This is a genomic window from Terrabacter sp. BE26 (assembly GCF_041941675.1).
GTDB lineage: Bacteria > Actinomycetota > Actinomycetes > Actinomycetales > Dermatophilaceae > Terrabacter.
This window is the reverse complement of the sequence record NZ_CP090122.1, coordinates 1,473,910-1,487,286: the sequence shown is the minus strand read 5'-3', so window position 1 is coordinate 1,487,286 and position 13,377 is coordinate 1,473,910. Positions and strand designations below refer to the sequence as shown.

The window sequence follows — 13,377 nt, the reverse complement described above, 5'->3', positions numbered from 1 at the left end:
TTCCGTATGCCGTCCGCCCCTGGCCCCGACGCCCGCCCCCGCCCGCTCGTCCTCCTCCACGGCCTCGGCCAGTCGCCGATCGCGTGGCAGGACTTCGTGTCCGCCTACGGCGCGGGGCGCCCGATGACGGCCCCGTGGATGAAGGGTCTCAAGCCCAAGGACCCCGTCGGCTTCGACCTCGGGGCCGCGGCCGCGGGCGTCGCGGACGAGCTCGAGCTGCAGGGTGTGCGCCGGGCCGACTTCGTCGGGGTGTCGGTCGGGGCCAGCGTGGCGCTGCGCCTGGCCGTCGAGCGTCCCGAGCTCGTCGGGCGCCTCGTGCTCGGCGGCGCGCTCGTGCGCCCGTCCAAGGGGGCCCTGCGGATGCAGCGGCTCGCCATGCGGCTCGTGCCCCAGAGCAAGCTCGTCGACGCCGGCGTCTCGCGGCCGCGGATGCTCGCCGTCCTCGACGCGCTCAAGGGCTTCGACGGCACCGAGTCGCTGCGCACCGTCACGGCGCCCGTCCTGGTCGTGGCCGGCTCGCGCGACAAGGCGGGAGTCGTTGCGGCGCAGGAGCTCTCGCAGCAGCTGCCTACCGCGCGCCTGCAGGTGATCGACGGTGCCGGTCCTCTCCTCAACACCGAGTCGGCGCGCGAGCTCGCCGACCTCACACAGGCCTTCCTCGACGAGGACCAGGAGCCGGCGTGACCGCCCGGCCCCCGCGGCCGACGCCGACGAGCGAGCCCGTCAACGCTCCCCTCGCGCACCCGCTGGGCGGGGACTGAGCCCCGGCACCGAGCCGGTCACCCCCGCGGCGCGGCGCGCTCCGCCTCGCCGGGACGTAGGTTCGGACGGTGAGCACCCTGCTGCTGGTCCTCGTCGTCACGCTCGGCGTCATCGTGCTCACCCCGCTCGCGGACCGGGTCCGGGTGCCGCAACCGGTGCTCCTGACGATCTTCGGCCTCGCCGTCGCGCTCGTCACGCCGGTCAACCCGCTCTCCTTCGATCCCTCGCTCATCCTCCCCGTGGTCCTGCCACCCCTGCTCTTCGCGGCCACGCAGCGCACGACCGTCACCGAGTTCCGCCAGCACGCCGGGGCGGTCTTCACGCTGGCGGTCGGTCTGACCCTGGCCACGGTGGCCGTCGTGGCCGTCGTGGCGCACGCGGCCGGCCTGCCCTGGGCGGTGGCCTGGGTGCTCGGCGCCATCGTGTCCCCGCCCGACCCCGTCGCGGCGACGGCCGTGGCCCGGCGGCTGCGCCTGCCGCACCGTCTCGTCACCATCCTCGAGGGCGAGGGCATGTTCAACGACGCGACGGCGCTCGTGGCCTACAAGGTGGCGCTCGTCGCGGCGGTCACCGGTGGCCTCACGGGCGGGCAGGTCGCCCTGGAGCTCGTCGAGGCCGTCGTCCTCGGCGTGCTCGTCGGTGTCGTCCTCGGCGTCCTCGCCCGGTTCGCGCTCGCGAGGATCCACGACGCGTACGCCGAGACGACCGTGACGGTGCTCGTGCCGTTCCTGGCGTACGTCGGTGCCGAGCACGTCAACGGCTCAGGCGTCCTCGCCGTGCTGGTGCTCGGCCTGTACCTGCGGACCTACGCCCACGACGCCACGACCTCCGGCGGCTGGCTGCTGGGCCGGGCGGTATGGAGCTACGCCGACTTCCTCATCACCAGCATGGTCTTCACGCTGCTCGGGTTCGAGCTCGTGGCGGTCATCCGGTCGACGTCGACCGGTCCGGAGACGATGCGACTGACGCTGCTCGTGGTGGGATCGCTCGTCGTCTTCCGGGCCGCCTGGATCTATCCCGCGGCCTGGCTCAGCCGGTTGCGGGCCCGCCGCCGCGACCTGCCCGTGCCGACCGGCTGGCGCGAGTCCACGGTGGTCGCCTGGGCCGGGATGCGCGGGGTCGTCACCGTGGCGACGGCCGTCGCCCTTCCCGAGATGGTCTCCTCCGGCGCGCCGCTGCCCCACCGCGACGAGCTCGTGGTCGTGGCGCTCGTGGCCGTCCTCGTGACCCTCGTGGTCCAGGGGCTGACGCTGACGCCCCTGACGAAGTGGCTGCACGTCGGCAGCGACGCGGACGAGTCGGGCGAGGTCGCGCAGCTGCGCCTGCGGGCGAGCAGGGCTGCACTGCAGCAGATCCGCGACGAGGCGTCCACGCTCGACGACGACGTGCGTGCGGCCGCCCTCGCGCAGTACGAGGGCTACGTGACGGCGCAGCAGAGCATCCACCGGGCCCGGTCGGGCCAGGACGAGGCGAGCGACCGGCGCGCTCGCGAGCTGGAGGCGGTGCTGAGCCGCGCGAGCGACGTCGAGCGGCAGCTCGTCCTCGAGGCGCGCCGTCGCGGCGAGGTCTCGGCCGGCAGCGCCGACGAGGTGCTGCGCGACATCGAGAACCGCGCCCTGCGCGACTTCGCCTGACGGGCGCCGGGCCGTGGCAGAGTCGGGCCCATGGGCCGACTCGTCTACACGACCATCTGCTCCCTCGACGGCTACGTGAACGACGCGGCCGGCCGGTTCGACTGGGCCGCACCGGACTCCGAGGTGCACGCCTTCGTCAACGACCTCGAGCGCGAGGTCGGCACCTACCTCTGCGGGCGTCGCCTCTACGAGACGATGGTCTTCTGGGAGACCGCCCCCACCGACGGCCCCGGGGATGCCGTGACCCAGGACTACGCCCGCATCTGGCAGGCCGCAGACAAGGTCGTCCACTCCCGCACGCTGGAGTCGGTCACGAGTGCCCGCACCCGGCTGGAGCGGGGCTTCGACCCCGCGGCCGCCGCGCAGCTCGCGGCATCCTCGGACCGCGACGTCAGCATCGGCGGTCCCACGCTCGCAGCCGAGGCGCTGCGCGCCGGCATCGTCGACGAGCTGCGCCTGCTGACGGTCCCCGCGGTCGTCGGCGGCGGGACGCCGGCCCTGCCGGACGGCATACGCCTCGACCTCGCGCTCCTCGACGCCCGCCGCTTCGCCGGCGGCACGACCTACGCAAGGTATGCCGTCAGGCGCCCGAGCCCGTCCATCCCGCCCACCGGGTGACGTCGACGCGCAGCAGGGGACCCGGCGGCCGGGAGGCGGCGTACTGCGGGTACTTCGCGGCCAGCGCCTCGAGGGCCTCGTCGGCGCCCGGCTCATCGACCTGGACGACCGCGGCGCGGCCGTCCACGCGGACCCACCACAGCCGCGTCCAGTCGTCCTCGAAGTGGTCCACGAGCAGGGTGGCGGCCGGGTTGGCCTCGACGTTGGCGAGCCGCTGAAGCGACCGCGTCGACTTCGGCTTGTCGTCGACGGCGCTCCACACGACGTCACCGCCCGCGCCCGGCAGCACGGCGAAGACGACCGGCACGAGGTGCGGCCGGCCGTCGGGTCGCACCGTCGCGAGCCGCGCCACCCGCGCTGCGGCGAACCGCACCCGCAGGTCGTCGTCCATCCCGACGACCCTAGACCCCGGGGTCGCGGCAGCGGAGCCCCCGACCTCAGGCGGTGACGGTGATCTCGTGGATCTCGTCGGCCGGGTGCCCGGTGCGCTCGTGGATGCGCCGCACGGCGTCCGCGCTCGGTCCCTCCGACAGGCAGAAGACGTGGCCGGTCCGCGGGTCGGCCCACGCGTGCTTGAAGTTCACTCCCTCGTCGCCCTGGATGTCGAGGTCGGCCTGGTGCGCTGCCATCAGCGCCTCCGAGGTGACACCCGGCATGTTGGTGTGGACGTCCATGAACTCTGGCATGGCTGGCCTCGCTCGGTGCTCGATCCCCTGGCCCGTGGATCCGAGTCACGCTACGCGCGCCCGGCAGCGTCCGCAGGGGAATCCGGGCGACGTGCATGCCGCTGCTGACGCGGATGCCGGACATCCTCCGCGACCTGCTGGCCATGGCCCGTCCGGAGGAGCCCGCCCGGCGGCATACGCTGGGGGCGCCAGCCGCCCCGCCACCCGGCACGACGCGTGAAGGACACACCATGTACGGATCGGTCAAGGACGAGATCGCCGCGACCCTGCAGGAGATCCGCGACGCCGGCCTCTACAAGAACGAGCGCGAGCTGACCTCGCCGCAGTCGGCGCACATCACGACCCTCAAGGCGGAGGCGCTGAACTTCTGCGCCAACAACTACCTGGGCCTCGCCAACGACCCGGGCGTCATCGAGGCGTCGAAGAAGGCGCTCGACAAGTGGGGCTTCGGCATGGCGTCGGTGCGCTTCATCTGCGGCACCCAGACCCTGCACACCTCGCTCGAGCACAAGATCAGCGAGTTCCTCGGCACCGAGGCGACGATCCTCTACTCGTCGTGCTTCGACGCCAACGGCGGCTTCTTCGAGGTGCTCTTCGGCGCCGAGGACGCGATCATCAGCGACGAGCTCAACCACGCCTCGATCATCGACGGCATCCGGCTGTCCAAGGCGATGCGCTACCGCTACAAGAACGCCGACATGGTCGACCTGCGGGCCCAGCTCGAGGCGGCCCGCGACGCCGGCGCCAGGCGCACGGTCGTCGTGACCGACGGCGTCTTCTCGATGGACGGGTCGTACGCCCCGCTCGACCGGATCTGCAACCTGGCCGACGAATTCGGCGCCCTCGTCTTCGTCGACGACTCGCACGCGGTCGGATTCGTCGGCCACGCCGGCCGCGGCACGCCCGAGCTCTTCGGGGTCATGGACCGCGTCGACATCCTCACCGGCACGCTCGGCAAGGCACTGGGTGGGGCATCGGGCGGCTACGTCTCGAGCCACCAGGAGATCGTCGACCTGCTGCGCCAGCGCTCCCGTCCCTACCTCTTCAGCAACTCGGTGGCGCCGTCCGTCGTCGCGGGGTCGATGGCCGCGCTCGAGCTCGTCGAGGACGCCACGGACAAGCGCGAGGCCCTCAAGGCCAACACGGCCCTCTTCCACTCGCTCATGACCGACGCCGGCTTCGAGCTGCTGCCGGGCACCCACCCGATCCGCCCGGTCATGTTCCCCGGCGAGGACGGGGCGCGGCGGGCGGCGCAGATCGCCGACCACATGCTCGGCAACGGCGTCTACGTCATCGCCTTCAGCTTCCCCGTCGTGCCGCGCGGCAAGGCCCGCATCCGCGTCCAGCTCTCCGCCGCGCACTCCGAGGCGGACGTACGCGCGTGCGTCGACGCGTTCGTCGCCGCCCGCGACGCCGTCGGCTGAGCCGCGCGGTCTTGTCCGCCGCGGGGCTTCCCGTACGCGTTGTGGCTCCTTGTCAGTGACGGAACACTGACGAGGCGCCCCGACCGCTGACGGACGCACGGACCGCCACCGGTCACGCAGGCCCGAACGGGAGGTCGCCGTCGGCAGCCGCTACCTCGAGACGCTCGCGCGCGTCGCTGTCAGCTGAGCCGGCGCTCCCGTCTCCGCCGGCTGCAAACTGCGCCATGGCGCAGTTTCAGGTGGTTTCAGGTCGCGGCTGCGGCCGCAAACTGCGCCGTGGCGCAGTTCCGGCCGATTTCAGGGCCCGCTGCGGCCTGGAACCGCGCCGTGGCGCAGTTCCAGCTGGTTTCAGGTCGCGGCTGCGCCCGCAACTGTGCCGTGGCGCAGTTCCAGCTGGTTTCAGGTCGCGGCTGCGGCGCAAACTGCGCCGTGGCGCAGTTCCAAGGTCAGGGGGCTGGGCGCAACGGTCGACGAGGTCAGCCGGTGGGCAGGTCGCGCAGCCAGGGCCGGGTGAGGTCGAAGCGGCGCCCGGAGATCTCATCGACCTCGATCGCCACGACGACCGACTTCGGGTAGTCCACCCACGGCCGGACCGGCAGCCGCTCGACGACGTAGGCAGCCTGGCCCTCGAGCGTCTTGGCCCGCCCCCGCACGATGACGCTGGTGGCGCGGTCACCGACGATCTCGTCGACCTCGAAGGCGACGTCCTTGTCGGCCGTCACCCCGAAGAGCTTGCTGCCCTCGGCGGTCATGAAGACCAGCCGCTCGCCGTCCAGCGCGTAGTTGATCGGGACGATGTGCACCTCCCCCCCGAGGTGGAAGGCCAGACGGCCGAACTCGCGCTCCCGCAGGAAGCCCCAGGACTCCTCGGGGTGAAGGACGTGGACCGGGTCGTGGTCGGACATGGTGGCCTCCTCGGGGACTCGCAGGACCGCCGCCCTGCTACTACCAATGGTAGTAACCTGCGGTCCGCGCCGGAGGGGACGGCGGCGAGTCACGTGTCACAAGCAGCCGGCGAGGGTCGGTGCGATTGACTGTCTGCCATGGACTTCTACAGCTCCTGGGCCCAGGGCTTCGCGCGCGTCGCCGCCTGCACGGTGCCGATCGTGGCCGTCGACCCCGAGCGCAACGCCGACGCGGTCCTCGCACAGGTGCGCGAGCTCGACGAGGACGGCGTCGGTCTCGCGATCTTCCCCGAGCTGTGCCTGTCGGGGTATGCCGTCGACGACCTCTTCCTGCAGGACCCCCTCCTCGACGCGGTGGACGACGCGCTGGCCCGGCTGGCCGAGGCCACTGCCGACCTGAGGCCGGTCGTCGTCGTCGGTGCGCCGCTCGAGAAGGGCAACCGGGTCTACAACTGCGCCGTGGTGATCCATCGGGGCCGCATCCTCGGGGCCGCGCCCAAGTCGTACCTGCCGACCTACCGGGAGTTCTACGAGCGCCGTCACTTCGCGCCCGGCGACGACCAGCGCGGGCAGACCATCGACGTCGCCGGCGACAGGGTGCCGTTCGGTCCCGACCTGCTCTTCCGCGCCACCGACGTGCCGGGCTTCGTGCTCCACGTCGAGGTCTGCGAGGACTTCTGGGTGCCGGTGCCGCCCAGCCACGAGGCCGCCCTGGCCGGCGCCACGGTCCTGGCCAACCTCTCCGGCTCGCCGATCACCGTGGCCCGCGCCGAGGACCGGCACATGCTGGCCCGCAGCGCCTCCGCGCGCTGCGTCGCCGCCTACCTGTATGCCGCGGCAGGCGAGGGCGAGAGCTCGACCGACCTGTCGTGGGACGGCATGACCATGGTCTACGAGTTCGGCGAGCTGCTCGCCGAGAGCGAGCGCTTCCCCGACGGGCCACGGGGCTCGATCGTCGACGTCGACCTGGACCTGCTGCGCCAGGAGCGCAAGCGGATGGGCACGTTCGACGACAACCGCCGCACCCACGCAGCCCGCGTTGGCGACTTCCGCACGGTGGACCTGCAGCTCGACCCGCCGACCGCCGACCTCGGGCTGCTGCGCAAGATCGACCGCTTCCCGTTCGTCCCCGACGACGAGGACCGCCTCGCGCTCGACTGCTACGAGGCCTACAACATCCAGGTCTCCGGCCTCGAGCAGCGGCTGCGCGCCATCGGCCAGCCGAAGATCGTCATCGGGGTCAGCGGCGGACTCGACAGCACCCACGCGCTCATCGTGGCGGCCAAGGCGATGGACCGGCTCGACCGGCCGCGCAGCGACATCCTCGCCTTCACGATGCCGGGCTTCGCGACGAGCGACCACACCAAGAGCAACGCGATCGCGCTGATGGAGGCGCTCGACGTCACGTGGGAGGAGCTCGACATCCGCCCCGCCGCCATGCAGATGCTGCAGGCGATGGGGCACCCGTTCGGGCGCGGCGAGAAGGTCTACGACGTCACCTTCGAGAACGTCCAGGCCGGCCTGCGCTACGACTACCTGTTCCGCATCGCCAACCAGCGTGGCGGCATCGTCCTGGGCACCGGCGACCTGTCCGAGCTCGCCCTGGGCTGGTGCACCTACGGCGTCGGCGACCAGATGAGCCACTACGCCATCAACACCGGGGTCCCGAAGACGCTGATGCAGCACCTCATCCGCTGGGTCGTGTCGTCCAGCCAGTTCGACGAGCCCGTCAACGAGACGCTCACCTCGATCCTCGGCACGGAGATCTCCCCGGAGCTCGTGCCCGTCGAGGAGGGGGACACGCCGCAGAGCACGCAGGCCGCGATCGGGCCGTACGCGCTGCAGGACTTCACGCTCTTCCACGTGCTGCGCCGCGGCTACCGACCCTCGAAGATCGCCTACCTGGCGTGGAATGCGTGGCGCGACAGCGAGGACGGCGACTGGCCCGCGGGCTACCCCCTGGCCGAGCGGACGGCATACGACCTCGGCGAGATCCGGCACTGGCTCGAGGTGTTCATCCGGCGCTTCTTCGCCAACCAGTTCAAGCGCTCCGCCCTGCCGAACGGGCCCAAGGTCGTCGCGGGCGGCTCGCTCTCGCCGCGCGGCGACTGGCGTATGCCGTCCGACGCCACGCCGGTGACGTGGCTGAGCGAGCTCGACGCCAACGTGCCCGAGGCCTGAGCCGGCCCGGCACGACCCACGGGCGGGCCGGCAACCGGCCCACCCGTGGGTGTCAGGCGCTCAGCCGGACACGACGACCTTGAGGGCGCCGGTGTCCGCGGGCCGTGCGAACGTGTCGTACGCGTGCATGAAGTCGCCCATCCGGAAACGGTGCGTCACGAACCGCGCGAGGTCCACCTGGTGGGTGGACAGCAGCTTGAGCAGCGTCGGCGTGGAGTAGGTGTCGACCAAGCCCGTCGTGATCGTGACGTTCCGGATCCAGAGGTCCTCCAGGTGCAGCGAGGCGGGGCCGCCGTGGACGCCGACATTGGCGACCCGGCCGCCGGGGCGGACCAGGGCAGCGCACTGCTCGAAGGTCGCCGCGACCCCGACGGCCTCGATCGCGACGTCCGCGCCGAGGCCCTGCGTCAGGCCGCGGACCACTTCGAGGGCGTCCTCGCGGGCGGGGTGCACCGTGATGTCGGCCCCGAACTGCTTGGCCGCGTCGAGTCGGGCATCGGCCAGGTCGATGGCCACGACGTGCGAGGGACTGAAGAGCTTGGCACCCATGATGGCGGAGAGCCCGACCGGGCCGGCGCCCACCACCGCTACGACGTCACCGGGGGAGACCCGGCCGTTCAGCACACCGACCTCGTAGCCCGTGGGCCCGATGTCGGCGAGCATGAGTACTTCCTCGTCAGTCACACCTTCGGGGACGGCATACGTCGAGGTGTCCGCGAACGGGACGCGGACGTACTCCGCCTGGGTGCCGTCGATCTTGTGGCCCAGGATCCAGCCGCCGCCGCCGATGCACTGGCCGTAGCTGCCCTCCCGGCAGAAGCGGCAGGCGCCACAGGCGGTGATGCACGAGATGAGCACGCGGTCGCCGGGCCGGACGTTCTTGACGCCCGGTCCGACCGACTCGACGGTGCCGACCGCCTCGTGGCCGAGGATGCGACCGTCGGTCACGGCGGCGACGTCGCCCTTGAGGATGTGCAGGTCCGTGCCGCAGATGGTGACGGTGTCGACCTTCACGACGGCGTCGGTGTCGTCGCGGACGGTCGGCTTCGGCACCTCCTCCCAGGCCTTCCGGCCGGGGCCGTGGTAGACGATCGCCTGCATGGTGGAACCGTTGGTGGTCATGGTGATCAGCTGATCTCGATGTGCGTGGTCTTGGCCCTGCCTGCCTTGGGCATCGTCACGAGGAGCACGCCGTCGGAGAGCGAGGCGGTCACGGCCTTGTCGTCGACGGCAACGGGCAGGATCGCCTCGTAAGCGAACGAGCCCGACGTACGCGTCGTGTGGTGAAGGGTCCCCCGATCCTCCTTCTCAGTGGTCTTCGTGCCTCGCACGCTGAGGCGCCGGCCGGAGAGCTCGATCGTGATGTCCTTCTTCTCGACGCCGGGCACGTCGAGCTCGAGGGTGAACGCGTCGTCCGTCTCACGCAGCTCGCCACCGGGTGCGAAGTCGCTGTCGTCCATCACCGGCGCCCACAGCTGCTCGAAGAAGTCCTGCATCCGCCCTGCCCACGGTGCGAGCTCGCTCCACGGGGGCAGCTCCTCCCGCCGCTGCACGGAACGACGCTCGGGGGCCGGCGCGCCAGAGTTCGTGGTCATACGTCCTCCTCCTGAAGACAGCCGCACCGCCTCTGCGGCACCACCTCCAGTGCACGCCGAGGGCCCTGCGGCGCACAGGGCCGATGGTCCCAACCTCCCCGGGACCACTGGCAGGACCACTGGCAGGACCACTGGCAGGACCACTGGCAGGACCGTTGTGCCGCGGCCGAGTCGGCGGTGCAGCGCAACGGCGGCCCGACGGCTCAGCCGGCGCCGACCTCCGTCAGGGCCGAGCGCAGGAGCTCGACGAGGGCGTCGATCTGCAGCGTGTCGCCGGACGTGATGTCCTCGTCGCTGCCGTCGAGGGCACGTGCGGCGAGCCCCTGCTTGGCGTCGATGAGCTCGGCGATCTTCGAGTCGATCGTGCCCGACGCGAGGATGCGCCAGGCCGTGACCGGCTCGTCCTGGCCGATGCGGTGCACGCGGTCGATGGCCTGCTGCTGCTCGGCGGCCGTCCACGACAGCTCGGCGAGCACGACGTTGGACGCCGCGTGCAGGTTGAGGCCGACGCCGGCAGCCGTCAGGGAGCAGACCGCGACGGCGACCTCGGGGTCCTTCTGGAACGCGTCGATGGCCTCCTGGCGCTGCTTCGAGGTCTGCTCACCGCGCACCGAGACGGTCCGCAGGCCGGCGGAGGCGAGCACGCTCTCGGCCGCGTCCATGACGTCGATGTGCTTGGCGAAGAAGACCACCTTGCCGACCGAGTGCGACAGCTGGGCGGCGTAGTCGGCAGCAAGGGTCGCCTTGGCCTGGCCGATGCGGCGCACGAGCGAGAAGACGTTGTCGCCTCCCTTGTCGGGCGAGGCCGACCGCAGCTCGGCTGCGGCGACCCGGCGCATGAGCCCGGAGTCGGGCTCGCCGTCATCCTCGTAGCCCTCTCCCTGGCCGAGCAGGGCCCGGTAGCGCTCCGCCAGGCGGCGTCCGAGCGCCCGCTCCGCCTCGCGGATCGAGCGGCCCAGGTCGTCGTCGAGCTCGACGGTGATGTCGGCGATCCGTTTGTCCGGCAGGTCCTTGGCGACGTCGACCTTGCGGCGGCGCACCATGCCCATGTCGATGACGGCGCGCCGGGCCTCGGGGTAGAAGGCGCGGTCGGCCGGGGTGTAGCCCGTCTCGTCGAGGCGGCGCACGATCTCGGCGGTCGGCTTGCCGTTCTTGATCCAGCCGAGGAAGCGCCAGATCGCGTCGAAGTCCTTGACGTCGTTGATCAGCGGCGTGCCGGTCAGGGCCATGAGCAGCGGGCTGCCGCCCGGCGTGGTCTCGCGCAGGCGGTCGGCCAGGGCCAGCACCTGCTGGGAGCGCTGCGAGGTGAGGTTCTTGATGAAGTGCGCCTCGTCGACCACCATCGAGCGGAAGCCGAAGCTCGAAAGCCAGCCGAAGTGCCGGTCGAGGATCTCGTAGTTGACGACGAAGACGTCGGCGAAGGCGTCGACGTCGTTGCCGTCGCCGTGGATGACCGTGACGCGGCGCTGCGGGGTCCAGCGCTCGACCTCGCGGGCCCAGTTGATCTTTACGACGTTGGGCACGACGGCCAGCATCGGGTAGGCGCCCGCGATGGAGGCGGCCATCACGGACTGCGCCGTCTTGCCGAGGCCCGGCTCGTCGGCGAGCAGGAAGCTGCGGTGGCCCTCCTGCACGCTCTGCAGGAACCGGGACTGGTGGACCATCAGCTGCGAACCAGGCGGGGAGAACCGGTCGATCTCAGACCGCGGCGGCAGCTCCATCGAGGCCGACTCGCCACCGGCACCCAGCTCGAAGGCGCGGTAGAGGGGGCTCAGCAGGTCCCAGCCGGCGAGGCGGCTCGGGAGGTAGTCCTCGTGGACGCGCGTGAGGTCGGGGGTGAGGAACGGGTTGGCCAGTGCCCGTGACGGGACCGACTGGGGCGTGACCTGTCGGGCCGCGATCTGCGGGGGCACCACGGGACGCGGCGGCTCCGGGGCCGAGATGACGAGGTCCTCCTCGGCGAGCTCGGCGCCGGACTCGAGGAGCCAGTCCCGGCGCATCTGCTGCGCAGCGGGACCGGGCGTGGCGTTCGCGTCCAGGAGGGTCAGCAGGCTCGTGTCGCGCGCCGCGATCTGGGCGAGGATCGTGGCGATGCCGTCGAGGCGCTTGAGCAGGTCGGCGCGCATGGCCGAGGGCAGCGAGGCGTCCGCGCGCACCCGGGCGCGCTCGGACCGCATGAGCAGGGCGACGACGAGGAACTTGGTGCGGTTCGTCGGGCTGGCCTTGCCCTTGCTCGAGACGCGGGCCTCCACCTCGCGGACCCGGCGCGCGAGCACCGGGATGAGCGGTGCGGTGTCGTCCTTGCGCGGGCTCGCTTGGCGCTGGCGGGAGCCCTTGCCCTGCTTCTGGTCCTGCTTCGGGTCGTGCCTCTGGTCCAGGCCGTCGCTGGGACGGCGGCGGACGCGCGTTGCCATGTTCCTCCTGATGACGCGGCGGACGCGAGCCGCGAGCCCCCGGACGACCCTGTGATGCCGGGGTCCAGCGGGCCGGATGGCCCGGTGTCCCGGATGTCGCGGTGTCGACGGCGGGCTCGGCTCGAGTCCCGGTGGACGCACCATCGCGCGCCCCGTGTCCCGATCGCCGGACCGGCGGGAGCGCCTCGGAAGGGCGGTGGGACACCACGACTCTACAGCCCGTTCACGGCAGATCGGGCCGTATGCCGTCTCGCTCGCTCGTGGCGCGCGCGTCGCCCGTGCGTCGCGACCGCTGTCACGACCGCTGTCACGACCGCTGTCACGACCGACGTGGAGGGGCTCAGCCGAGGTTGACCCCGACGAGCGCGCCGATGGCATACGTGACGCCCATCGCGAGCAGGCCACCTGCGACGTTGCGCAGGATCGCCCGCTGCGCGGGGCTGCGCCCGAGGCGGGCGCTGATCCAGCCGGTCAGCGCGAGCGCCGCGGCGACGCTGACGACGGTGACGTGGATGCGGATCGAGGCGGGGCTGAAGGTGATCGTCAGCAGCGGCAGGATGGCGCCGACGACGAAGGCGACCATGGAGGCGCCGGCGGCGTGCCAGGGGTTGGTCAGGTCGTCGGGGTCGATGCCGAGCTCGGCGTCGGCGTGCGCGGCCAGGGCGTCGTGCGCGGTGAGCTCACGAGCCACCTCGGCGGCCAGCTCACGCCGCATCCCCTTGGCCTCGTAGAGCTGGGTCAGCTCCTCGAGCTCGCCCTCGGGGTCCTGGTGCAGCTCCTGCCGCTCCAGCATGATCAGGGCGCGCTCGGAGTCGCGCTGGGTGCTCACGGAGACGTACTCGCCGGTCGCCATCGACATCGCGCCGGCGGACAGCGCGGCGATGCCGGCCAGCACGATGGCGCCCTTGTCGGTCGTCGCGCTCGCGAAGCCCACCACGACGCCCGCCGTCGACACGATGCCGTCGTTGGCGCCCAGCACGCCGGCCCGCAGCCAGTTGAGGCGGCTGCCGACGCCCGCGCCGTGCGGTTCGTGGCGGTCGTGGGACGTGTCCTGCGGCATGGGGTCGCCGGACGCGCGGACCTCGGACATGGCGGTGCTCCGATCGACGGTGTGGGGATGCCTTGATGGTGGCACCCGGGCGGTGGGGGTGTCACGGC

General features: G+C 72.0%; 12 protein-coding genes. 5 read left to right on the top strand and 7 right to left on the bottom strand.

Annotated features, from left to right (window positions below; genetic code table 11):
• Positions 1–6: 6 nt before the first annotated feature.
• The 3 genes from LQK93_RS07010 to LQK93_RS07000 all read left to right on the top strand — a co-directional run bounded on the left by LQK93_RS07010 (position 7) and on the right by LQK93_RS07000 (position 3,014).
• Positions 7–684, top strand: coding sequence for an alpha/beta fold hydrolase (locus tag LQK93_RS07010; RefSeq protein ID WP_374970824.1), 678 nt, complete (start codon positions 7–9; stop codon positions 682–684).
• A gap of 146 nt (positions 685–830) precedes the next feature.
• Entirely contained in the window at positions 831–2,396 is a 1,566-nt protein-coding gene (locus LQK93_RS07005; RefSeq protein WP_374970823.1) for a Na+/H+ antiporter, read from the top strand.
• A gap of 30 nt (positions 2,397–2,426) precedes the next feature.
• Complete coding sequence (locus LQK93_RS07000; protein ID WP_374970822.1) at positions 2,427–3,014, top strand: dihydrofolate reductase family protein; 588 nt, start codon at positions 2,427–2,429, stop codon at positions 3,012–3,014.
• Here LQK93_RS07000 and LQK93_RS06995 read toward each other — a convergent pair.
• The gene (locus LQK93_RS06995; protein WP_374970821.1) at positions 2,977–3,405 is read right to left on the bottom strand and encodes a TIGR03668 family PPOX class F420-dependent oxidoreductase; all 429 of its coding nucleotides are present in this window, start codon (positions 3,403–3,405) and stop codon (positions 2,977–2,979) included. The genes LQK93_RS07000 and LQK93_RS06995 overlap by 38 nt on opposite strands.
• 46 nt (positions 3,406–3,451) lie before the next feature.
• Positions 3,452–3,700: an SCO4226 family nickel-binding protein gene (locus tag LQK93_RS06990; protein WP_374970820.1), complete on the bottom strand. Its 249-nt coding sequence runs from the start codon at positions 3,698–3,700 to the stop codon at positions 3,452–3,454.
• A 230-nt stretch (positions 3,701–3,930) separates the two neighbouring features.
• Between LQK93_RS06990 and LQK93_RS06985 the strand changes: the two genes are divergently transcribed.
• Positions 3,931–5,124, top strand: coding sequence for a glycine C-acetyltransferase (locus LQK93_RS06985; RefSeq protein ID WP_374971466.1), 1,194 nt, complete (start codon positions 3,931–3,933; stop codon positions 5,122–5,124).
• A 476-nt stretch (positions 5,125–5,600) separates the two neighbouring features.
• On the opposite strand, the gene LQK93_RS06980 is transcribed toward LQK93_RS06985, so the two are convergent.
• Positions 5,601–6,029 (bottom strand): pyridoxamine 5'-phosphate oxidase family protein, encoded by a 429-nt coding sequence (locus LQK93_RS06980; RefSeq protein ID WP_374970819.1) that lies wholly within the window; start codon positions 6,027–6,029, stop codon positions 5,601–5,603.
• Between the two features lie 138 nt (positions 6,030–6,167).
• Here LQK93_RS06980 and LQK93_RS06975 point away from each other — a divergent pair, with 138 nt between their 5' ends.
• Positions 6,168–8,210: an NAD(+) synthase gene (locus LQK93_RS06975; protein ID WP_374970818.1), complete on the top strand. Its 2,043-nt coding sequence runs from the start codon at positions 6,168–6,170 to the stop codon at positions 8,208–8,210.
• A gap of 60 nt (positions 8,211–8,270) precedes the next feature.
• Here the strand turns inward: LQK93_RS06975 and LQK93_RS06970 are convergent, their stop codons facing one another.
• From LQK93_RS06970 to LQK93_RS06955, 4 genes are all read right to left on the bottom strand, one after another.
• A complete protein-coding gene (locus LQK93_RS06970) occupies positions 8,271–9,332 on the bottom strand; it encodes a zinc-binding dehydrogenase (RefSeq protein WP_374970817.1) in 1,062 nt (353 codons plus the stop codon).
• A gap of 5 nt (positions 9,333–9,337) precedes the next feature.
• Entirely contained in the window at positions 9,338–9,805 is a 468-nt protein-coding gene (locus tag LQK93_RS06965) for an Hsp20/alpha crystallin family protein (RefSeq protein ID WP_374970816.1), read from the bottom strand.
• Positions 9,806–10,008: 203 nt separating this feature from the next.
• Positions 10,009–12,219 carry a DEAD/DEAH box helicase gene (locus tag LQK93_RS06960; RefSeq protein WP_374970815.1) on the bottom strand — a complete coding sequence of 737 codons (2,211 nt, stop codon included), beginning with the start codon at positions 12,217–12,219 and terminating at the stop codon, positions 10,009–10,011.
• A gap of 340 nt (positions 12,220–12,559) precedes the next feature.
• On the bottom strand, positions 12,560–13,309 hold the full coding sequence (locus tag LQK93_RS06955) for a VIT family protein (protein ID WP_374970814.1): 750 nt from the start codon (positions 13,307–13,309) through the stop codon (positions 12,560–12,562).
• Between the last annotated feature and the right edge of the window lie 68 nt (positions 13,310–13,377).